Source organism: Psychrobacter sp. CX18, assembly GCF_057396215.1.
Genome location: NZ_JBXYJH010000001.1, coordinates 61,745 through 84,777, shown reverse-complemented (window position 1 = coordinate 84,777; position 23,033 = coordinate 61,745). Strand labels below are relative to the sequence as shown.

At 43.5% G+C, this 23,033-nt stretch carries 21 protein-coding genes; 10 read left to right on the top strand and 11 right to left on the bottom strand.

What is annotated here, in order from left to right:
- Positions 1-90: 90 nt before the first annotated feature.
- From urtD to urtA, 4 genes are all read right to left on the bottom strand, one after another.
- On the bottom strand, positions 91-1,125 hold the full coding sequence (gene urtD, locus AC2SLT_RS00365; RefSeq protein ID WP_486545246.1) for an urea ABC transporter ATP-binding protein UrtD: 1,035 nt from the start codon (positions 1,123-1,125) through the stop codon (positions 91-93).
- Positions 1,125-2,195, bottom strand: coding sequence for an urea ABC transporter permease subunit UrtC (urtC, locus tag AC2SLT_RS00360; RefSeq protein WP_486545244.1), 1,071 nt, complete (start codon positions 2,193-2,195; stop codon positions 1,125-1,127). Before urtC ends, urtD begins: the two co-directional genes overlap by 1 nt.
- Before the next feature lie 10 nt (positions 2,196-2,205).
- Positions 2,206-3,846: an urea ABC transporter permease subunit UrtB gene (gene urtB / locus AC2SLT_RS00355; RefSeq protein ID WP_486545647.1), complete on the bottom strand. Its 1,641-nt coding sequence runs from the start codon at positions 3,844-3,846 to the stop codon at positions 2,206-2,208.
- A 526-nt stretch (positions 3,847-4,372) separates the two neighbouring features.
- Positions 4,373-5,722, bottom strand: coding sequence for an urea ABC transporter substrate-binding protein (urtA, locus tag AC2SLT_RS00350; protein ID WP_486545243.1), 1,350 nt, complete (start codon positions 5,720-5,722; stop codon positions 4,373-4,375).
- 295 nt (positions 5,723-6,017) lie between these two features.
- On the opposite strand from urtA, the gene AC2SLT_RS00345 reads away from it, so the two are divergent.
- Together AC2SLT_RS00345 and AC2SLT_RS00340 are read left to right on the top strand one after the other, a co-directional pair.
- Complete coding sequence (locus tag AC2SLT_RS00345; protein ID WP_486545241.1) at positions 6,018-6,899, top strand: NRDE family protein; 882 nt, start codon at positions 6,018-6,020, stop codon at positions 6,897-6,899.
- Positions 6,900-7,188: 289 nt separating this feature from the next.
- Complete coding sequence (locus AC2SLT_RS00340; RefSeq protein ID WP_486545240.1) at positions 7,189-8,283, top strand: NAD(P)-dependent alcohol dehydrogenase; 1,095 nt, start codon at positions 7,189-7,191, stop codon at positions 8,281-8,283.
- Between the two features lie 109 nt (positions 8,284-8,392).
- On the opposite strand, the gene AC2SLT_RS00335 is transcribed toward AC2SLT_RS00340, so the two are convergent.
- A complete protein-coding gene (locus AC2SLT_RS00335; protein WP_486545238.1) occupies positions 8,393-8,914 on the bottom strand; it encodes an RNA pyrophosphohydrolase in 522 nt (173 codons plus the stop codon).
- Positions 8,915-9,155: 241 nt separating this feature from the next.
- On the opposite strand from AC2SLT_RS00335, the gene AC2SLT_RS00330 reads away from it, so the two are divergent.
- From AC2SLT_RS00330 to AC2SLT_RS00315, 4 genes are all read left to right on the top strand, one after another.
- The gene (locus AC2SLT_RS00330; protein ID WP_486545236.1) at positions 9,156-9,398 is read left to right on the top strand and encodes a hypothetical protein; all 243 of its coding nucleotides are present in this window, start codon (positions 9,156-9,158) and stop codon (positions 9,396-9,398) included.
- A 245-nt stretch (positions 9,399-9,643) separates the two neighbouring features.
- Positions 9,644-11,533 (top strand): autotransporter domain-containing protein, encoded by a 1,890-nt coding sequence (locus AC2SLT_RS00325; RefSeq protein WP_486545234.1) that lies wholly within the window; start codon positions 9,644-9,646, stop codon positions 11,531-11,533.
- Between the two features lie 382 nt (positions 11,534-11,915).
- Complete coding sequence (locus tag AC2SLT_RS00320; RefSeq protein ID WP_486545645.1) at positions 11,916-12,326, top strand: OsmC family protein; 411 nt, start codon at positions 11,916-11,918, stop codon at positions 12,324-12,326.
- A gap of 116 nt (positions 12,327-12,442) precedes the next feature.
- Positions 12,443-12,868, top strand: coding sequence for an MAPEG family protein (locus tag AC2SLT_RS00315; protein ID WP_486545232.1), 426 nt, complete (start codon positions 12,443-12,445; stop codon positions 12,866-12,868).
- Between the two features lie 316 nt (positions 12,869-13,184).
- On the opposite strand, the gene AC2SLT_RS00310 is transcribed toward AC2SLT_RS00315, so the two are convergent.
- Complete coding sequence (locus tag AC2SLT_RS00310; RefSeq protein ID WP_486545231.1) at positions 13,185-14,153, bottom strand: tRNA dihydrouridine synthase; 969 nt, start codon at positions 14,151-14,153, stop codon at positions 13,185-13,187.
- 190 nt (positions 14,154-14,343) lie between these two features.
- Between AC2SLT_RS00310 and AC2SLT_RS00305 the strand changes: the two genes are divergently transcribed.
- On the top strand, positions 14,344-14,835 hold the full coding sequence (locus AC2SLT_RS00305; RefSeq protein WP_486545229.1) for an ASCH domain-containing protein: 492 nt from the start codon (positions 14,344-14,346) through the stop codon (positions 14,833-14,835).
- 86 nt (positions 14,836-14,921) lie between these two features.
- Here the strand turns inward: AC2SLT_RS00305 and AC2SLT_RS00300 are convergent, their stop codons facing one another.
- The 5 genes from AC2SLT_RS00300 to hisIE all read right to left on the bottom strand — a co-directional run bounded on the left by AC2SLT_RS00300 (position 14,922) and on the right by hisIE (position 19,934).
- Positions 14,922-16,436 carry a UvrD-helicase domain-containing protein gene (locus tag AC2SLT_RS00300; protein ID WP_486545227.1) on the bottom strand — a complete coding sequence of 505 codons (1,515 nt, stop codon included), beginning with the start codon at positions 16,434-16,436 and terminating at the stop codon, positions 14,922-14,924.
- Positions 16,437-16,877: 441 nt separating this feature from the next.
- Positions 16,878-17,678, bottom strand: coding sequence for a twin-arginine translocase subunit TatC (gene tatC / locus AC2SLT_RS00295; protein ID WP_486545644.1), 801 nt, complete (start codon positions 17,676-17,678; stop codon positions 16,878-16,880).
- A 134-nt stretch (positions 17,679-17,812) separates the two neighbouring features.
- Entirely contained in the window at positions 17,813-18,586 is a 774-nt protein-coding gene (gene tatB / locus AC2SLT_RS00290; RefSeq protein ID WP_486545225.1) for a Sec-independent protein translocase protein TatB, read from the bottom strand.
- Between the two features lie 64 nt (positions 18,587-18,650).
- A complete protein-coding gene (gene tatA, locus AC2SLT_RS00285; protein ID WP_486545224.1) occupies positions 18,651-18,896 on the bottom strand; it encodes a twin-arginine translocase TatA/TatE family subunit in 246 nt (81 codons plus the stop codon).
- A gap of 168 nt (positions 18,897-19,064) precedes the next feature.
- Positions 19,065-19,934, bottom strand: coding sequence for a bifunctional phosphoribosyl-AMP cyclohydrolase/phosphoribosyl-ATP diphosphatase HisIE (hisIE, locus tag AC2SLT_RS00280; protein WP_486545223.1), 870 nt, complete (start codon positions 19,932-19,934; stop codon positions 19,065-19,067).
- Between the two features lie 854 nt (positions 19,935-20,788).
- On the opposite strand from hisIE, the gene rpmI reads away from it, so the two are divergent.
- From rpmI to pheS, 3 genes are all read left to right on the top strand, one after another.
- Positions 20,789-20,989 (top strand): 50S ribosomal protein L35, encoded by a 201-nt coding sequence (gene rpmI / locus AC2SLT_RS00275; RefSeq protein ID WP_486545221.1) that lies wholly within the window; start codon positions 20,789-20,791, stop codon positions 20,987-20,989.
- Between the two features lie 93 nt (positions 20,990-21,082).
- The gene (gene rplT / locus AC2SLT_RS00270) at positions 21,083-21,439 is read left to right on the top strand and encodes a 50S ribosomal protein L20 (protein WP_486545219.1); all 357 of its coding nucleotides are present in this window, start codon (positions 21,083-21,085) and stop codon (positions 21,437-21,439) included.
- A 286-nt stretch (positions 21,440-21,725) separates the two neighbouring features.
- Positions 21,726-22,901 (top strand): phenylalanine--tRNA ligase subunit alpha, encoded by a 1,176-nt coding sequence (pheS, locus tag AC2SLT_RS00265; protein WP_486545218.1) that lies wholly within the window; start codon positions 21,726-21,728, stop codon positions 22,899-22,901.
- Positions 22,902-23,033: the final 132 nt, after the last annotated feature.

Here is a 23,033-nt window from a genome sequence, read left to right as displayed (position 1 = left end):
CCGAGTGTAAGTACTACTGGAGTAGGCTTAACGAGGTTAACGCCGTGACTCTTTATAAGTTCACCGACTATAGTTCGCTGACTATAGCTATTATCGGCCTAGATAGGTCTCAATAACCGCCTCATCATTTTGTACTTCAGCTAACGTGCCTTCAGCTAAAATTGCCCCATTTGCCAATACCGTGACTTTTTCACTAATGGCATCGATAAAGGTCATATCATGTTCTACAACGACTAAGGTATGATCCTTTTTAAGACGCAAGCACAGTTCAGCCGTGTGTTCGGTTTCGGCATCCGTCATGCCGGCGACAGGCTCATCAAGCAAGATGAGCTTTGGTTGCTGCATCAACAACATCCCAATCTCAAGCCACTGCTTTTGTCCATGAGATAACAGCCCAGCAGGCTTATTAATCATATCTTTTAAGCGAATTTGGCTTAGCGTAGCGTCAAGCGTATCTTGAGTGTCCGCATCAACTTTGGTAAACCAGCTTTTTGAAACCCGTTTGTCTTTTGGGGCAGCCAACATCAAGTTATCAAGTACGGTAAAGTTCTCAAACACGGTTGGTTTTTGGAACTTACGACCAATGCCCGCTTCGGCGATCTCTTCAGTAGACAGCTTTGATAAATCATGAATTTGACCAAAGAAGGCCGTACCTTCAGTAGGACGCGTTTTACCCGTAATGACGTCCATTAAGGTGGTTTTACCCGCGCCATTAGGGCCGATGATGCAGCGTAGCTCACCTTCTTCAATATATAAAGACAAGTTGTTAAGGGCTCGAAACGAGTCAAACCACACGCTAACTTCTTCTAAATACAGCGCAATCCCATGGCTCATATCAGGCCCTGACTTAGGTTTAGGATGCGCTAAGCCATCGCTATCGCCGTAGTCTTCTGCCAACGTTGTCACTGGGTTGTTATGAGTCGCTGATGGGTGAGTATCTACTGTCGCATTATCCGCTACAGGAGTAGTGTCTATGCTATGCGTAGATGTCGTTGCAGTTGTAGCACCTTCTTGATTTAATTCTTGATTTAAAGACTCATTCTTAGGTGTTTTTAATAAACTGTCTGTTTTAGTTGGCTGTGCCACAGTCGTATCCGTCGTTGAATCAATAGATTGTTTTGGCATTATTCTTTTTCCTTCTTAAAGCGGTCGAGTAGGCCAATAATGCCATTCGGCATAAATAAGGTAACCACAACAAATAACCCACCTAAGATAAGTAACCAAAATTCAGGATAGGCAACTGTAAAGTAGGTTTTAATGGCATTGACCGCGCCAGCACCGACAATGGCGCCGATCAAGGTTCCACGGCCACCAGCAGCTACCCATACCGCCATCTCAATGGAGTTAACAGGGTTCATCTCACCTGGATTAATGATGCCGACTTGGGGGACATATAAGGCCCCAGCGATACCGGCGATCACCGCAGACAATACCCAAGCAGATAGCTTGTACCAAAGCGTACGATAGCCCAAATATTGCAAGCGGTTTTCACTATCCCGAATGGCGCCAAGCACTCGGCCATAAGGCTGATTCATAAGATAGCGTAGTCCTAGATAGGACAGCAGCAGCGCCACAGCGGTAGTAAAGCACAGCATGGCTCGTGTTGATGATGCAGTGATGTCATACCCTAACAGCGTGGTGAAGCCAGTAAAGCCGTTGTTCCCACCAAAGCCCGTTTCATTACGGAAGAATAGCAAGGCGGCAGCATAGGTCATGGCTTGGGTAATAATGGAAAAATAAACCCCTTTGATTTTTGAGCGAAAGGCAAAGAAACCAAATATAAAAGCGATCAGACCGGGGACTAACACCACCAGCGCCATTGCCCACCAGAAGTTTTGCGTTCCAGCCCAATACCACGGCATTTCTGTCCAACTTAAAAACCGCATAAAGTCAGGTAGTCCCGCGCCAGCAGTTTCTCGCGTCAAATACATCCCAAAGGCATAACCGCCTAAGGCAAAATAAAGACCATGACCTAAGCTTAGGATACCGGCATAGCCCCACACTAAGTCTAAAGCCAAAGCCACCATGGCAAGCGCCATGATCTTACCAATCAGGGTAATCCAGTAGGCAGATAGGTGCAACGCTGATGTTTCTGGCATTAAATGAAGCCAAGGTAGTATCAGTAGTACTAGGAAACACAGTCCAATAAGAATAGAGTTTCGCGGTGAATCAGATAATAGTTGGGTAATACGCATGAGGTTCTCCTTAATCCACAAAGCGGCCTTTGAGGGCGAATAAACCTTGTGGACGTTTCTGAATAAACAGAATCACAAGAACCAGTAACACAATCTTAGCCATCACAGCACCAATGCCAATTTCAAGCACCGTACCACTGACTCCAAGACCTAAGGCTGCCAATACAGCGCCCCATACTTGTCCAACACCACCAACGACAACGACTAAGAAGGCATCAATAATATAAGTCTGACCTAAGTCAGGACCGACGTTACCCACTTGTGCCAATGCGCAACCAGCGAGTCCTGCTAGCCCTGAACCAAGTCCAAAAGCGAGCATGTCGATGCGGGCAGAAGGAATGCCTACGGCACGCGCCATTTGGCGGTTTTGAGTCACGGCGCGCACAAACAAACCAAAGCGGGTTTTGTTCAGCAAATACACCAGTAGCGCCAATACAATCACGGTAAAACCGATAATAGCGATACGGTTATAAGGGAGTGATAAGCTTGCGGACACCTGATAAGCACCGCTTAACCAGTCAACGTTACTCACTTCAACGTTTTGTGCGCCAAAGATCATACGCACTAATTGCATCAGAATGAGACTGACACCGAAGGTCGCCAGTAAGGTTTCAAGCTCACGACCATACAGAGGACGAATGACAACACGTTCGATAATCATGCCAATAATGGCACTGACTAAAAAGGCAACAGGGATGGCGGCAACCAGATACCAGCCTGCCATACCCGGTAAATACGCTTGAAATAGGTTTTGCACCACATAAGTGGCGTAAGCGCCGATCATAATCAGCTCACCATGTGCCATATTGATGACACCTAGTAAGCCAAAGGTGATGGCAAGACCAAGAGCGGCTAAAAGCAAGATACTGGCGGTACTCATACCAGTAAATAAATGACCCGTCCAAGTGCTTACTTTAATGCGATTGGCAACACTGCTCTCAGCTGCCACTAAAGCGCTTTTTAACGCAGGATCTAAATTGTCAGCAGTGAGAGCGGATTGAATATCAACTAGGACTTGCGGACTGTCGCTATCAGCCAGCTCATTAACGGCAGCAACTTTAGTGGCAAGATCGCCATCTCTAAAATTAATACGAGCTTGCAAGTCGGCAAGCGCCTCTTGCACCTTGCCATTATCTTCTTTAGCAGCGGCGGCTGTAATCGTCGCAGGATCTACTTGATCTATATTGTCAGATAAAATTTCTACTGCCTGTAAACGCTGAGCGGTATCGTCAGATGCAAGCTTGACCTTAGCTTGACCGAAAATAAGGGCAGAGCGTAGGGCATTGGTCAGCGTAATTTGTGATAAATCGCTGGGCCAGTCAGCAGTTTCTTGTTTATCAGGATAAGTGAATAATTGATCGTCACTATTTAGCAAATAAGTCTGACCGCCATTGCCTTGATACAGCTCATCTTTACTAATCAGCTCAACCAACGTATCTAAGCTTTCAGCTGTTCCAGGCCAGTTATTTAACATCGCTTGACGTTGAGCGAAATCAGCGGCGACAAACTGCTCAATGGCATCACCTGAGCTCGCAGTCGGGTTATCCAAGGCTGCTGGCGTGGTTAGAGAGTGCTCATTTTGATCCTGCAAGGTGTCACCATCAGTATTTACGGTTTGTGAGGTAGCAGTGACCGTATCCGTTGCCGCCATTGCAGATGTCTGCTCAGCGTGCGCAGGCATCAGTAAGGTAAGGTAGGTGACAAAAAACAAGGGCAGCCACGCTAAAAAGCGGAAAAACCGTGTTATCAGCAACGGCTGCCTCTTATACGAGGGCTCTGCTATTGAGCGTGAGTTATGGCGCGGCATATGCGGCTCCTTAATGAGAATAGTATGATGTTCGACAAACCCTTGATGTCTAATCTTCTTTAATAGAGGAGTGTCTAATCGTAAAGAGATGACTTATACAGCAAGGGTTTATGGAAAATAGCCAAGTAATAAATAGCTTGTTATAATTTGTATGGACATAAGACGTTACTATGAAACATCTATATGAAACGCTACAACGAAGCGTTAAAATTAAAAGCTGAAATATAAGGTGGCGGTGAAAAGAGGAAGTAAACTTCCTCTTTTATTGCCCATTATCGACCTCAGTCTTTTAACAGTTACCACTCATATCAATTTAGCGTCATTTATAAGGATGACCAATTTGAGTTAACTAATATGAGTTACTTATGAGTTACTTAGGAATGTACTTACTCCAAGGTTCCGCACGGATTACCTCTGGCGTTTTACTAATCACATCGAACTGACCATCGGCACGGATTTGACCGATCATGACAGGTTTCCATAAGTGATGGTTTTCTTCATCCATTTTCAAGGTGTATCCAGAAGGCGCATCGAACGTTTGACCACCCATACTGATACGTACTTTATCCACATCAGTTGTGCCTGCTTTTTCAACTGCTTGTTTCCACATATTGATACCTACATAAGTGGCTTCCATAGGATCATTAGTCACTACTTTGTCAGCATTCGGTAGTTTATGATCCAAGGCGTACTTTTTATATTTTTTGGTAAAGTCACTATTAACTGGGTTTTTAACCGACATAAAGTAGTTCCACGCTGCCAAATGCCCTTGTAGTAAGCTGGTATCGATACCGCGTAGTTCTTCTTCCCCTACTGAGAATGCCATAACTGGGATATCAGATGCTTTGATACCTTGGTTGGCAAGCTCACGGTAAAATGGTACGTTTGAATCACCATTAATGGTAGAGATGACCGCTGTCTTTTTACCCGTAGAGAAGTTCTTTATGTTACCGACGATAGTCTGATAGTTGCTAAAGCCAAATGGGGTATACTCTTCCATGATGTCTTCATCTGCCACACCTTTAGACTTCAGGAAGGCGCGTAAAATCTGATTGGTGGTACGAGGATACACATAATCGGTACCCAAAAGTACGAAACGCTCAGCACTACCACCCTCAGGGCTCATTAAGTACTCAACAGCAGGGATGGCCTGCTGGTTAGGCGCTGCGCCGGTATAGAAGATGTTTTCTGACTGCTCTTGACCTTCGTACTGTACAGGGTAGAACATCAAGCCGTTCAGCTCTTCGACAACCGGTAGTACAGATTTACGAGAGACAGAGGTCCAACCCCCAAAGATGACATCTACTTTATCTTGAGTTAGCAGCTGACGCGCTTTTTCTGCAAATAAAGGCCAGTCTGATGCAGGATCAACCACGACAGGTTCAAGTTTTTTGCCTAACACACCACCATTAGCATTGATTTCATCAATGGTCATAAGCGCGGTGTCTTTTAATGAGGTCTCAGAGATGGCCATTGTGCCAGATAAGGAGTGCAAGATACCCACTTTGATAGTGTCGCCATCTGCAGCAGGGGTAGGGGTTGTCTCGGTGCTGGTTTCTGTTTCAGTAGGGGTAGTCTCCGCAGTGGTTTCTGAAGGTTTTTGGCAGCCAATTAGGCTTAAGCTTCCGACTATCGCGACGGCTAATACAGATAAACGTGATGACACACCAGTTTTAGAAGTGCGCGGCACTAGGGAAGGTACAGTGGCTAATAAAGACATGAATTTCTCCAAGAGTAAAATAACAGCTATGTAAGCTGAGGTAATAGAAGGTTACTAACTGTTATTAATGTTTCAATATTTGTGCCAACCTTAAATGATTAAATTTGCACCATTTTTGTTCTTTTTGACTATAACTGCCTAATTTTTGACCCAAAATCGACTATTTATTTTATCTACACGATAAGGCTCTGTTTTTTATGGAATAAAAATGAGCATAAATAGAACAATTTGATTCTACATTTAAAACCAAAGACCGACTTTTTATTTATATTTTTCATTAAACAAAGGAAATCTAATGTGTATAGCGGCTATTGCTTGGCAATTATTCGATGAGATGCCATTAGTGCTATTGTCTAACCGCGATGAGTTTTTGGCACGACCCACCACACCAGCCCATCAGTGGACAGATGAACCAATCTATGCCGGTCGTGATAATAAAAGTGGCGGAACTTGGCTTGGCGTGCACCAACAAAGCACAAAAGGAGAGGTAGTGACACAAAACGGGCGATGGGCGGCGGTGTTAAATTTTCGAGATGGCGTACAAGCAAGCGAAGACCAGCGCTCTAGAGGCGAGCTGGTTACCAGTTTTTTAATCAGCGACTTATCGCCACTAGCGTTTGCCCGTCAGCTTGATCTACAAGCCTACGCAGGATTTAATCTAATTGTTGGTGATACCCAGCAAGCAGTGATCATCAATAACCGGGGCTATCCACCGACGCCGTTACACAGTGGTCTTCATATTATCTCAAACGGTCAACCAGACGATGCGTGGTTTAAGTCTGAGCGTTTACGCGGACGAGTACGCCAAGAAGTGCTGCCTTTGATTAGTGAAAGTATTAAGTTTCAAAATGCAGACAAACACTATTGGCAATCGGCTGCATGGCAGGTATTGTCAGATACCCTACAAGCCCCTAGCGATCAGCTTCCGAATACGGGACTACCTAAGGCGCTTGAGCAAGCGCTGTCCTCTATCTGCATTGACACACCAGAAATGCCTAACTATGGCACCCGAACCCAAAGTATATTGACGATGAGTGTTGAATCACCTCTAGCGGTTCCTCAAACAACTCATTTAGAGTCATCAACTCATTTAGAGCCATCTAGTCCAACCTTAAAGACTGCAGTCCCCAAGCCAGTATTAACGTTAGAGAGTCGTGAGTATCCTTATCAGGAATAAGTGGCTATAAATAGAGACAGTTAAGTTACCAAAATCCATAAAAATAATGTGGCTTTAAACTTTCTTGTCATATATAAAGGGTATAGTCAAAGAAGTCTAAAATGGTTACAAGGCAACCGAGTGCAAGTACTACTTAAGTAGGCTTAACGAGGTTAACGCTGTAACCCTTTAGTAGTTCGCTGACTATATATACTAATTAAAGGAACAACAGTAAAGGGAAGAGACTGTTTCTCTGACACCAGAAACAGCTGCTTTGTTGATAAAAGCCAACACACAAGGAAGATATAACATGAGCATGATGAAAACGCTAATATTTGTAGAACCAGGTAAAATTGAACTCACTGAAAAGAAAATACCAGACATCGGCCCTAATGATGCGCTGATTAAAATCACCACTACTACCATTTGCGGTACCGACATTCATATCTTTAAGGGTGAATATCCTGTGGCGCAAGGTCTCACCATCGGTCACGAGCCTGTTGGTATTATTGAAAAGCTAGGTAGTTCTGTCATGGGCTATGAAGAGGGGCAACGCGTTATTGCTGGTGCGATTTGTCCAAGCTTCACCTCATACGCATCACAAGACGGTTTCCCTTCCCAAGACGGTGGTTATATACAACCTGATGGCACCTGTCCATGTCATGGCTATAAGGCCACAGGTGGTTGGCGCTTTGGTAATATCATCGACGGCACACAAGCAGAATACGTCTTAGTGCCAGATGCACAAGCAAACTTAGCCCCAGTCCCTGATGGCTTAACCGATGAGCAAGTGCTCATGTGCCCTGACATAATGTCGACAGGCTTTAAAGGCGCTGAGAATGCCGATATCCAAATTGGTGATATCGTCGCTATTTTTGCCCAAGGGCCTATCGGGCTATGTGCCACAGCAGGCGCTAAGCTAAAAGGCGCATCAACCATTATTGCGATCGATGGTAATAACGATCGCTTGGCCATGGCCAAAAAGATGGGTGCAGATGTCACCTTAAACTTCAAAGAAGTCGATGTTGTCGATGAGGTGATGAAGCTAACAGGCGGGCGCGGTGTTGATAGTAGTATCGAAGCTCTAGGTTTGCAATCGACCTTTGAGCAGGGACTAAAGATTCTCAAGCCGGGTGGCACATTTTCAAGCTTAGGGGTCTATTCAGAAGACTTGACCATTCCTATGGCACATTTTGCCGCAGGTCTTGGCGACCATACCATTCGCACTGCACTGTGCCCAGGGGGTAAAGAGCGTATGCGCCGTTTAATGAATGTGATTGAATCAGGTCGCATTGATTTGTCTGAAATGGTAACCCACACCTACAAGCTTGATGATATCGTTGAGGCGTATGACTTATTTATGCATCAGCGTGATGGTGTGTTGAAGGTGGCTATCAAGCCGTAATGCTTACCCCTTTTTAACGAATATAAGCAACAAAAAAGGCCTGCATCTAATGCAGGCCTTTTTAATAAAACAAATATCATAAATAACTTAGAGTGTAATAAAAAAGAGATTAAACTTGAATCAGATGATTGGTCTGCTCAGGGATAATCAACTCTTTTTTCAAGGGTAGCTCGCGTGCCAGTTGCTGTAAAGCACGGCGATATACCCCTCGCTTAAAATGAACCACTTGACCCAATGGATACCAATAGCTCACCCATTCCCAATGGTCAAACTCTGGTTTCGCTGTATCAAAGCGGATATGTTCTGTATTCGGCTCATCTAGCTGGAGCAAAAACCACTTCTGTTTTTGCCCGATACACAGGGGATATTGCCCATGACGTATATAACGTTTGGGCAGGCGATATCTTAGCCAGTTATCCGTAACTGCTAAAAGCTGAACGTGTCGAGGATATAAGCCTACCTCCTCCCACAGCTCTCGGTACATAGCATCGACAGGAGTTTCTCCCGCATCGATACCACCTTGTGGAAACTGCCAAGAATCATGACCAACTCGTTTTGCCCATAGTACTTGTCCTTGTGTATTTGCCAAGATGATACCGACATTGGCTCGAAAGCCGTCTGCATCAATCATGACGAAAACCTTAAATAAAATATGTGAAAAAAAGTAATCAACCTGTCGCTTTTTATAACTCTAGATTTTTATAACCTTAGCTTTTATGGCCCTATCTTTTATGACCTAAGCTACCTATTTTCGTTTTAATCTTCAACAGGTTATAAAAAATGGCAGATTGAGAATCGTTAACACTATTAAACCAGTAAATCATGTTAAATGGTAATAATATTTTGATATAAAATGTTTCACAGCATAGCGCTTGACGAGATTAGACAACTTTATAGCATCGCTTATTGATAGCTTCTTATTTTTAGAAGCTAATCCCGCTTTTTCGCTACTATCTGTCCCCCTAGGAGAGGCAGTGGCTAAGCTGTGCTGGGTATCTCTTGCTTCGCGTAGCTACCGCACAGTAAGCCACAGCAGCTCACCTAGCAGGACAGGATATCCGCTTCAATCGGGGCTAGCGGTGACATCGCGTCCTTACCCCTATGTATCGTATTAAATGTTTTTATAATGCGATAGCTTAACGTGTCTCGTGTTTGATAGTGTCTCTACAGTTAATACCAATCCAAATCCTAATCCCAATCCTAATCACCATACCAAATACTCTTAAACCCAACTCAAATTACCTTATTGCACAAAACAATCGCAAAGTGATTGTTTGCTTATAGCGTAAGATGTACAATCGTTCACTACCAACATATAACAATGGTAAATAACATAATAACGTCAAACAAGGAAGTCAAAATGACGCATACATTAAACCTACCCAGGCTCAATACCTTATCCAAATCTATGCTAGCGATAAGCTTGCTGATGTCCATTAGTGCGGTTGCCAGTCAAGCCCAAGCCGCTTCTCAAGAGAATGACACTTATAGTAGTGTGACCTTTTTTGGGGACAGTCTAACCGATGGCGGCTATTTTAAGCCTTTATTAGACACAGAGAACTCAGGTCAATTCACGACCAATCCAGATACTACTTGGGCGACCTCATTTGCAAATCATTTGGGCTTGACGTCTACGGCACAGACACTTGGCGGTGATGGATCAGGTAATAACTACGCCATTGGTGGTGCAAGAGCAGGTCTTGATGTTGAAAGGGAAGGGTTACCAGTCGCTTCTGCAAAAACTCAGCTAGACATCTATCTAACCAATAACAATGTCGACCCAAAAGGACTGTACTCAGTCTGGATTGGCGCCAACGACTTATTGGCAGTAGTGAATGATTTGCCAAATGCCAATAGTATTATCACTTCTGCGGTTGCTGATGAGGTGGCAACTATCCAAAAACTTCATGACAATGGCGCCAATTATATTTTAGTACCAAACATTCCAGATGTTGGGTTAACACCTTATTTAGCATCAGCTGGTAGTCAGGCTCAAGCATTTGGTACAGGGTTGTCTAACCAATATAACGATGCCTTATATACTGAGCTTACAGGTACAGGGGCCAATGTTATACCATTAGATACCTTTAGTTTATTACAAAAAGTAGCCGATAACCCATCCGCTTATGGATTTACGAATGTGACGAAAAAAGCCTGTGGTGACGTTAGCTCTCTTGAATGTGGACCTGACGACTTGGTGGAAGATAACGCCAATAATAGCTATTTTTTTGCAGATAATATTCACCCCACAGGTCGCGCACATCGTATGATTGCCGATTATGCCAGTGCTGTCGTTACAGCGCCAACTCAGGTGAGTGTATTACCGCATATTGCCACACAGGCTGGATTAGCAACCAATGAACGTTTGCAAACGCATATCAATCAGCGTCAAGCGAACAACTACGCGGCCCAAAGCGCTAGCCCCGAAGGCTGGGTGTCAGCCAATGTGAATGCGCTGGATGTGGCTGGATTTGAAAGCAGTGGCAATGCTCAGTTATTGTTTGGACTGGACATTGCTCACAGCAGCGTACCAAATTCTATGAGCGGAATTTATGCCAATCTGAGTCAATCAGAGTTAGACAGCAAGGTACGCAGTGGTCTTGATAAGGTCGATTTTGATGAGCTAGGTATTGGTCTTTATCACAGTCGTAATTTAGGTAATGTTCAGCTAAATGGTGCGCTCGGATATAGCACGATTGATATGGAAGTCAACCGTCAGGTGCGCTTAGATAACTATACTCAAAACTATAAGTCTGATGTCGATGGCAGTCGCTACTATGCCTCGTTACAAGCAGGCTATCCAATGTCATTGAATAAACGGTCTCGGTTTTCAGACATTAGATTAACCCCTTATCTAGGTGCGACGGCCAATCGCGTGAAGCTTGATGCCATTAGGGAAAGTGGATCAAGTGATCCGCTTGCTATGCAATTTGATGACCAAAAGTATAATACCGTTTATGGTACGCTGGGTGTTAAGGGCAGTAGCCGTTTGAGCAACACCTTAAATGTCTTTGGTGACTTGTATTACCAAAAGCAGTTAGATGACAATCATAAAGAAGTGACTGCACGGGTAAACACCTTATCTAACATTTCATATAAAACACCTAAAGCGGATTTCGACGATGACAGTTTTGGGATAAGCCTAGGATTATCTAGTCAATTTGGTTCAGTGCTAGGAAGTGCGGGAGTCTCACACAAAACAGGCGATGATGATGACATCACCAGTGTATTTATTGAACTCATTAAATAGGTAGTTAACTTAAATAGGTATTTACTTAAATAGGTATTTACTTAAATAGGTATTTACTTAAATGGGTATTTACTTAAATGGGTAGTTAGCAGCATGGTATTTTTCTCTTATCAGTCATTAACCGTGTGATACGATTAAGGCTGAATAGTTCTGACTATTCAGCCTTTTTATTGTGATGCTGAAATTTGTTTTGAACGATACAAAAACAGCCAATAAGCTAAACTGAAGGTAATGATTACGCGAAGCATATTTGCATCGCACCAATAGCATGGTACGATTGGCTTCTAAAGCCCTATCAAAAAACAAAATACCAGACACATAACCAGATACAAAACAGGTTAATACAATGAATAATGATGCGCCCACGTTAGATCCAAAATCAATGCCACTACAAGGCCAAGTGGTCTGGCAACAAGATAGACATTTTTTAGGGACGGCGCCTTCGGGCAATGTGGTACATATCGATGCCAATAAAACTGAGGGTGCAAGCCCAATGGAGTTGGTGTTGTTAGGCTTAGGCGGCTGCGCTAGCTACGATGTCGTCGGTATTTTAGAAAAAGGCCGTCAAGATATCCAAGATGTACGCTGTGAGCTATCGGCAAAGCGTGCTGATACCGTGCCTGCGGTATATACTGATATCCATTTACACTTTGTGGTGACAGGTAAGGATGTTAAAGAAAAGCAAGTTGCCAAAGCCGTTGAGCTGTCTGCCGACAAATACTGCTCAGCCAGTAAAATGCTAGCAGCGGGCGGGGTGCATATTACACATAGCTTTGAGGTGGTCGCCGGTTAAATGTATTTATCAGACTCAGATAAAGGTCAGTATATAAGGTCAATACAAAGGTCAATACAAAGGTCAATACAGAGGCCCAATCAAAGGTCTATATTAAGGCCCAAAAGGATAACAAGATGAGTTGGTTTTTTGCCCTAATACCGGATACTGCCAATGTAGCGATATGGATGATGATCGTTGCCAGTCTCCTGCCTTATGTATTTGCTATGCTCGCAAAAGCGATGGGCGGAATGGGTATGGCAGACAATGCTCATCCCCGTGAGGCATTGTCAAAATTAACGGGTAGGGCAGCCCGCGCCAATGCTGCACAGCAAAACAGCTTTGAGAGCTTGCCGATATTCTTAGCGGCAGTGATTGTGGCGATATTGTTTTTTGTGCCGCAAGTTGTGATTAACTATCTGGCAGTGATGTACGTGCTACTGCGTGTGTTATATGGCGTGGCATATCTTGGAAATTTACCGACGCTGCGCTCTATTATATGGGGACTGTCACTTGTCTGCTGCTTCATGCTGTTTTATTTGTCATTGCGGATGGCATTTTAGAGGCTGATACCCTTATTTAAAATACGATTATTAAGCCAATCTCAACTTAAAGTATAAGCTGTAGCTTTTGTAAGGGTTAGCTCCCTTCCTTTTTCAAAGGAAGGATTGGGGATGGATTTTCGGTAAAATCCCCCTTTGAAAAAGGGGGACTTGCCACCCTTTTCAGTATCTTTCAATGGATGAACTAAAAGTACTGTTGATAATTCAGTTATTAATATTTCCAGTTATTAAGTTGAGAGTGGGATATTATTAAAAAAGGTGTGCATGAAACACACCTTTTTTTAATTTCATGGCTTAGTTTAAGACTCTGACCTCATTATACCTGCGCTTGAAGATAATCAATAATCTGTTGCTTATCTCGCACTCGTTTAATGCTCGTAAATAACGTCAAAGCTTCCTCATAGCCTTTGCTTAACATGCCTAGCCACTGTTTATAGCGACCGACTAATACCTTATCGTTTTTGGCATCACCCTTCAAAAACATAATTTGATGCGGGATAAGCTCACGCCAGCTAAGCTGTATCTCAGGTTGGTCAACTTGGGCGATTAAGTCCGGCCGGCTCACCGCACCTCGGCCTAGCATTAAATGGGCAGTATTCGATTGGTCAATACAGCGAAGCGCCTGTTCATTATTCCAGATCTCTCCATTGGCAATCACCGGAATAGGCAGTTCAGTAAAACCCGATATTTTCTCCCAATAAGCAGGGGGTTTATAGCCTTGTGTCTTAGTGCGGGCATGTATGGTGAGCCAGTCTGCCCCACTGTCGGCGATTGCTTGTCTGATGTCATCTATGTTACTGGTATCTGTATAGCCCAAGCGGATCTTAGCCGAGACAGGCAGGTGGCTTGGTACGGCATCACGGACGGCCGAGATGATATCGCGCATTAATTTAGGCTCATCAAGCAATACACTCCCGCCTCGGTGATTATTCACTGTTTTGGCAGGACAGCCAAAGTTTAAGTCGATGGCAAGTGCACCCAGCTCGCAAGCGGCCAACGCATTAGCGGCCATAAGCTCAGGCTCACTACCAAGTAGTTGAACATGAATGGGGGTGCCACTTTTAGTGCGACTGTTATTTTTGAGTTCTGGCACATAGCGATAAAACACATGGTTGGGCAAGACATGCTGGGTGATCCGAATAAACTCACTGACCGACCAATCATAAGGACGACCCAAATCACTGGCAATCTGGGTCAGTATTTGCCGCATTAAGGGATCAGTAAGCCCCTCCATTGGAGCAAGCAGACGCACAGGCTTTAAAAAGAACTGGGTAGTAAATGACATAAAGCTCAAGTATGCAAATTAAATGAGGTAGTATAACAGCTTAAATTATCAGTCTCTTTTATTAGTCTCTTGGAATGAGTGACAATTAAGCAACTATTTTAATAAAGTGAAAAGTTTAATAAATTAATAAGAGAACGTTTAGTTTATTTTTTCCAAAAATAATTATATAAAAACCAGAGTAGAAGAATTGATGAATAAAGAAACGATAACCTTTTGGGAAGACTATAAACAAGAAACTGGTCAATATGATATTAAAGCAACGGCTTGGCAGTTTGGGTGTGAGCCAGATGAGTTATTGCAATTAGTCATAGATGGTAAAAAGACAGCGACATGTTCTTGGTACAGATTATACGAAATTGAGGGAGAGCACTTACCACAAGTAGGGTTGCACCAAATTATTTTAAACAGTGAGGACATGCCAGTGGTTATTATTAAAACCACTGAAGTGATGCTGCAACCTATGGATAAGGTGCCTATTGAGTTTGCATTATCCGAAGGTGAAGGCGATGGTACATTTCAATATTGGTGGGAGGGGCATTTAAAGTTTTTTAATGAGCTAGCAAATGAGTTCGAGATTCCCTTTACGACTCAAGAGTTATTAGTATGCGAAACTTTCGAAGTCGTTAAAATAAACTCTAAATTTATCAATATGCCTAAAGGTATTAAGAACTCACCCTCTTAACCTTCTTTTAAAGTATTAAGTATCTCTGAACTACCAGTACCATGACACTGACTGGCAGTTTGGTTTGATTGTTTTAGATAAACACCTTAAGATCCATAAATGACTTTTTTACCCGTCTTAAGACCGGATATTAAGTCTTTAATATTATGAATATCTAAGTTATCTTGCGCACGGGTACATGCCACATAGAGCAAACGCAATTCTTCAGGGCTGATCTTAACCCCATGCATCGTCACATCATAATAAAAGTCATCGTCAAGCTGCACCCGTCCCCACTCAAGCCCCTTGGCTTTGTGTGCCGTAGAGATTACGTAGTCTGCATCTCGCACATCGGTTAAGCTGTTGACCGCTTTTGATAATACCTCAGTCCCATGATCGTCCACCAGCTTTACCAAAGTCTTAAGATCACTGCCCTCATTGGTTTCGGCATAATCCTGTACATCAGACCAGTGATAAAAATAAGCCAATTCAGGCACGCCATAAGCAGATTTGCCCGCTTTTAAGCTTTCAGCTGCTTTACAGAACTTCAGCATTCTATCGGCATCAGCTTGCAAAGCGACTTTATGCCCGTTTTTTAATCCTGCCAATAGCTGCGACATCGCCGCTGCATTAGTACGGCATAATATAGCGTCTCTTTTACCCATGGCTAACGTTTTATCGGTACTTGACTGTTTTTTCGGATTGCCTTTTAACGGCACCTCTTCTTGTAGCGCCTTGAGTAATAAGTTGGCCACATCGGCAATGTCATCACCGAAGCGAAAAGATTGGGTTAATAAGGTTTGCGGTAGTGGCAGTTTCTTCATGGCATTGACCGCCCCTCGCCATTCATATATTTGTTGATGGGCATCCCCCACATAAATAACCTGTCTAGGCTGCTGAGTGAGAATACCCATCATCAAGGGATCTGCATCCTGCGCTTCATCAAATAATATAAAGTCAGCAGGAATAGAGGGTTTTGATAACGCCCAAAGCTTTAGATAGATGTCATGTCCAATGCCGGCAGGATGGCGTGGGTCAATGGATTGTAGCCAGCGTTGTTCAACGGCCGGATAGAGTATTTCACACAGTTGCTCGGCATCGGCATCTGTTATCCAACTGGGGAATTGCAAATGGCGCGGCGCAGGGTAGCTGGCGTGCGTACTACAAAAGTGGCTAACGGCGTCACTGACAAAACGTGCTTGGCGGGCAGGTGTTAGGTTGACATAGTTGGTTTTACCGTCCATTTGGCGGCGCACTTGTACAGTACGTAATCCCAAATCATCACCCAAGCGCTTTGGCGAAAATCTAGGCAGGGACAGCTTGGCAGTGATATCGCGAGGCACGTGGCGATAGGCGAGGGAGTGAAAGGTGCGACAATCAACATGTCCGGGGAATTTTTGTTTGGCTTCTGTCGCGATGCCTTTGTTAAAGGCTAAGTATAGACCACGCCCGCGCAGACGCTCACCGATAAGCTTTAAGGTAGTGGTTTTACCAGCCCCCGCATAGGCCACAACTTTAAAAGACTTATGGTCCATCGCCATATTTAGAGCAGCCAACTGTTCATCGGTCGGATCGCTCATATAAGCAGGCATTTGAGCGGACGCTGAATCAGTGTTGGACATACGGTTACCTACGGTGATGGGTGGACAGAGACAGTGAGCTTATATTGGTCTTAAAAGCGCTTTGACGATATTGTTTTATCAGTCTCTTATGTTATAAGAGTCTTGCTTTAGCAAGCTTGCTTGTAAAAACTGTACTGACAAAAAAACCATTGACGGGTCAATGGCATCATTTAATAACATCATTTTAAAAACGTCATTCTAAAACGTCATTCTAAAACGTCATTCTAAAACGTCATTCTAAAACGTCATTCTAAAACTTCATTCTAAAACTTCATTCTAAAACTTCATTCTAAAAAACAGTATCGTGCATCTAAGAGGTTCTAAAAGTATAGGCTAGTCATACAGCTTTTAACTAGACTCTAAAAAAACGATTATAACAGATATTGGTTGCTAAGCTTATCTAGAAGACCTTATTTATCAGACCTTATCAATCAGGTATTATTAATCAGACAGTGTGTCATCTAACACTGAATCTGCCGCAAGCGCTGCTTTCTTTTCTTTGACTAGCAGACGCGCCATGAGCAAACCAAATTCAAATAACAATATCATGGGTATAGCCAATAAAAACATAGAGGGCACATCGGGCGGCGACATCACCCCCGCCGCTGCAAAACACGCCACGATCACATAGCGCCGCTTATCCGCTAAAGCAGCGGTGGACACGATTCCAGTCACTACCAAAATAAGAACCACCACCGGTATTTCAAAAGTAAACCCAAACATCATCAACAGCTTGGTCACAAAGCTAAGATAGCTTTCGATATCCGTCATTGGTACCACACTGGAAGGAGAAAACGTAATTAAAAAGCTTAATGCCCGTTTTAATACAATAAAGTAAGCAAAGGCCACCCCAGTATAAAACAGCACAATAGAGGACAATAAAATGGGTATAGCGATCCGCTTTTCGTGCTTATACAGACCTGGCGCGATAAACGACCAGATTTGATACAGAATAAACGGCATCGCAAAGAAGGCCGACGTTAACAGAGTCAGCCGAATAGGCGCCATAAAGTTGGCAACCGGATCAATCGCAATCATGGTAGACGCTGTTGGCAATATGTCCACCAGGGGCTCAGCGATAAAGTCGTATAGTTCCCGTGAAAATCCGACTAACCCCAAGAATATAACAGCGACTACCACCATGATCTTGATAAGGTGGGCTCTTAGCTCAACCAAGTGCTCCGTTAGGGGCATATCCGCTAAGCTATCTTCTTTATTAGACGGGTCCTCTGCGTGGTGCATCGTATCGCTCATCGTGTCGTCTGTTGTCTGATTTTCTGAATGAAACCGAGGCTTTCTTTTTTCTGATAGCTTGTTTTTTGACAGCTTTTTATTTGACAGCTTCTTTTTCAAAAGTCGCTTGTTATTGAATAAACTCATGAGTCTATCCCAGTACGACTTACCGTCTCGGTTGCCGTATGGTCTGCTGAACCGGCCGACGACTGCGCCAAGTTGTACAGTAAAACATTGGCTTTATAATTAGGCAGCAGTGGCGCAGGGGGCAGTCTTCTCACCCGATCATAGTCCCCCAATAAAAACCACATATTTTCCCAAGGACGCGTCATAATTGGTTCAGGCACACTATTGACAGGTAAATCTGTAGAACCAGTCGAATTAGGTGAAAGTGTCGAATCAGGAGAATGCTTCAAGGATTCTGCTTCTGCTTGCAAGCGCGGCGAGTCCTTTGCTAGATCGTTAGAGGCTTGAGTTTGGGCGTCGGAGGCTTGAATTTGGGTGAGTGATGGATCAGGATTAACAGTAGAATCAGAGGTGGTTACAGGATGCACCCAATCTTTATCAGCAGCATGAGTGTCGGCAGACTCAGTGGCCGACGACGTACTTAAGGTTTGCTGAAGATGCGATTTTTGTTGGTGTTCATACTGCTGCATACTGCCACGCAGCTGTTCCATTTGCCGCTTCATCTGAGCTTCAGTCTGACGAATTTTGGCCAATTCTTCCTGCATCTGCTGGCGGGTTTCCGCCAAATCAAGTTCTGCCTCCATCTCAGCCTTTAACGTACCTACTGTACGCCGAAATTTGGCATAGTAAGTGCCTAACGTACGAACGGCTTGGGGTAGCTTTTCAGGGCCGAGAACTATGAGCGCGATAATACCAAATACCACGAGCTCATAAAAACTAAAGTCAAACATAACCGCTTATCGTCCTATCACAGTATTGAAGAGCAGAACTGTCGCAAAAAGCTATTAGGATTAATCAGTGTGTTTCTTCTTTGACTTTAATCTCATCGACATGCACTTTCGGTTCACTGGCAGACGCGTCATGATCTAAGACTTTATGCTGAGTCTTTTTAGCATGAGCTTCATCTTCATCTTTAACCGCATCTTTGAAGCCTTTAACCGCGCCCCCTAAGTCCTTTCCAGCATTTTTAAGCTTGGAAGTACCAAAAATAAGTAGCGCAATACCGAGTATAATTAACAACTGCATTGGAGATAGGCTCATAATCGTGTCCTTTTGTTAAACTCATCAATTTAGCAGGTCAGCATGGCTTGTTGAGTAGCCTGTCAAGAAAGCCGGTAGCGACACTCTTGGCTAAGGGTTGCGTGTTTATCTAATTTGCAAATAATTCATTTTGCATATAAAGCATTTAAATAGTCGGTTAAGACCGTTTTATGACATTCGGCTATTTTTCTCTTCAATACCAGACAGTCCAAAGCGCCGAGCCAACTCCGCTAAAATGCGATCAGACCCGATATTAAACCACGCTAATGTGACTAATGTATGAAACCAAACATCCGCTATTTCATAAATTAAATCATCTTCCAGCGCCTGTCTATCAGCCTGCTGCGGCGGATTTGCTAAGTCTTTGGCAGCGATTATGGTTTCCACCGCCTCTTCGCCAACTTTTTCTAATATTTTATTAATACCTTTGGCATACAGGCTTGCGACATAAGAGCTGTCCGCATCAGCGGTCTTACGCTGCGCCAATACATTGTCTAACTGCTTAAGTACGGTTGCCGCACTCATCTCAGGGGCATCCACTTGCGGTTGAGCACCTTCTATTATAGCACTCCTTTGGGGTTTACTATCACTCCCATAAATATCTTTTGGGTCCTTAATCACAGGCGCAATCGTTTGCCAGGAGGGCTGCTCACCTGAGACATCAAGCTTACGATAAAAGCAAGACTTACGGCCCGTATGACAGGCGATACCACCCATTTGAGTCACCGTTAATACAACCACATCCGCATCACAGTCCAAATGAATATCATGCACAATTTGAGTGTGCCCTGACGTCTCTCCTTTATGCCATAACTTACCCCGTGAGCGTGAGAAATATACAGCGGTATTAGTGTCAGCAGTGAGCTGTAAAGAGTCACGGTTCATCCAAGCCATCATCAAAATATCGCCCGTCGATTTATCTTGGGCGATGGCAGGTATCAGACCGTCACTATTAAAGTGAATCTCATCTAGCCAAGAAGCCGCGGATTTACCCTGATTTTGTTCTGCTGTAGGACGCTGTGTATCTGAATGGGACATGTGGCAACACTCTTATTAACAAAGTTTGAAATAAATAGCCTAATAACTCGTAGTATAAAGCTTTCTTAATCAATCATCACCCATTAAACAGGGTTTTTTAAAGGGTAGGGGCTTCTACTTATTCTTCTTATCGTTATTTCAGCTATAGTCATAGGCAACTAAATGAGATACAAGGCAACCGAGCGCAAGTACTACTCTAGTAGGCTTAGTGAGGTTAACGCTGTCGCTCTTTAGTTTACCTACGACGATATCAGTAGCTATTCCCGCTTTCGCTACTATCTTGGCTGGCAACAGGGCGCGTGCTAAGCGTTATCCCGTTCCTGCTACCGCGATAACGGGGTAACGCAAGCACTTACACCCTGCTGTTAGGCCAAGGATATTCGCTACAATCGGGGCTAAACCGCTCTCACTTTTCACTGTCTTATGTAAAACCTAGCTCGTTAAGACTGCATTTTTTACGCAAATCTCATCTTAACGGATGACGATATCACCAATTTTTTGTCATAGAAGGGTTTGAGAAAGCTGGCATGATATCTGATAGCGTGTGGTATAGCGGAGCGAAACTCACGGCATGGGATTTGGCAGTAAATAATCACAACCAGTATTCACACTATAAAACTAGGTTGGGCGGATTTTAGTTGGCTATTGGACACAGTTCTGCTAGAATACGCTCTTCCCACCTCAAGGCAGTGCTATTTTTGCTGACATATTGAGCTAATTTTTAATATTTTTTAAAAGTTATTCAGTATCAAGCCCACTTAATACACTGACAAACAGGTTTTCCCTTGGCTGTTAATATCAGTAGTGTCGTAGCGATAATGACTGAGCTTAACAACAAAGATTAAGAGGTTCTTATGAAAAAGATCAAAATGAAAACAAAACGTGGTGCCGCTAAACGTTTTAAGAAAACGGCAAACGGTATTAAGCGTAAACAAGCGTTTAAACGTCACATTCTGACCAAAAAGTCTCCTAAGCGTATTCGCCAATTACGTGGAACTAAAATGGTGCACGTTGCTGATGTAGCTGCGGTTCGCCGTATGTGCCCTTATTTATAACCCACTTAACTTATATCGTTCTTGTATTATTTTTATCAACGTTCCCTTATTGATAATATAAGTTCAGGCAAATCAATTTTTTAGGAGTATCTTATGGCCCGTGTAAAACGTGGTGTTCAAGCAAATCGTCGTCACAAAAAAATCTTAAAGCGCGCTAAAGGTTATTACGGCGCTCGTTCACGTGTTTATCGTGTAGCCGTCCAAGCGGTTACTAAAGCTGGACAATATGCGTATCGTGACCGTCGTAACAAAAAACGTTCTTTCCGTCGTTTATGGATTGCCCGTATTAACGCTGGTGCACGTTTAAATGGTTTAAATTATAGCCGCTTCATCAATGGCTTGAAAAAAGCAAACATCGAAATCGATCGTCGTGTATTAGCAGATATCGCTATGCATGATGCTGCTGCATTCACAGCCTTGACTGAAAAAGCAAAAGCGGCATTGTCTTAATTCGCTTTTTTATAAGCAGATTATAACAAGCGGATTGGGTGTGACGTAAGTATAATCTAACTCAAACCTTAAGCCGTCATCTCAAGTGTTACCACTGTTAAAAAAGAAGCCATCGTATTGATGGCTTTTTTTGTTTTATTTGCTTACAATTACCCTAATGATTCAATAATAACGAAAAATAATAAACAAGCTATAACTTGCGGCGAGTATCTGATTTATTTTACACGCTATGCGTTCTTCTCGATTAAAAGAACGCTCATAGCACACAACTTCTGAGAATGCATACATGACTCAATCTGACGTTTTATCCTCTAACAACACATCTAATGCTGAAAGCCGCACTGCAAGCAATGCGGTCAGCAGTGCCGAAAGCAATACAGCTAACCATCCTGCGAGCAACACTTCTGAGCCGAAACAAAGCTTAACGGCGCTGATTGACAGTCTACCAAGCCTATCTGAGGTGTTAAGTGAGCTTACCGAAGCTGAGCTACAAGACTACGCCGAAGCGGTAAAGTCTGCGATCAGTGAGATTGCGAGTGGCGCTGATTTACAGCAGATGCGGGTCAATTTAACGGGTAAAAAGAGCGCGTTAACCCAGTGGTCTAAGCAAATGGGCAAGCTTGATGCTGATGATAAGAAAACAAGGGGTGGTTGGTTACATCAGCTGCGGACGCAAATTAATGACAGCTTAAACACTCAGCAAAAGGCGCTTGATGATGCCGCACTCGCTGCCAAACTTAATGCAGAGCGCATTGATATTACGCTACCAGCCCGTGGTCAACAAAAAGGACAACTGCATCCGGTGACAATGACCGCTCAGCGTATGCAGCTGTTCTTTACTCAAGCAGGATTCAATGTTGCTACGGGTCCAGAAGTTGAAAGCGATTATTATAATTTTGAAGCGTTAAATATTCCCTCGCATCACCCTGCACGTGCGATGCATGACACCTTTTATTTTGATGCTCATTATTTGCTGCGCACGCATACCAGTCCCGTACAAATTCGTACCATGGAAGAGGGCGCGCCGCCTATTCGCATTATTTGTCCAGGACGCGTCTACCGTAATGACTCAGATCAGACGCATTCGCCTATGTTCCATCAGCTAGAGGGATTAATGGTAACCGAACATACCACCTTTGCTGAGCTAAAAGGACTGATCAATGAGTTCTTAGAAGCGTTTTTTGCCAAGCAGCTGACGGTTAGATTCCGCCCGTCATTTTTCCCTTTTACCGAGCCCTCTGCTGAGGTGGACATTTTAGCGGATAATGGCAAATGGCTTGAGGTCATGGGCTGTGGCATGGTACATCCAAAAGTTTTAAGCAACTGTGGAATCGATAGCGATAAATATACTGGCTTTGCCTTTGGTATGGGTATTGAGCGTTTTGCGATGCTATATTACGGCATTGATGACTTGCGTTTGTTTTTCCAAAACGATGTGCGCTTTTTACGCCAATTTGGCTAAAATAAGCGGCTCGAAATAAGTTGCTTGAGATAAGAGTCTTAAATAGTTGAATGCGCTTAAAACCTGAAAGCCCTATCGACACCATAAACCCTATACAAAACAACTAAAATAATTTGAAAGCTTTTTGAGAAT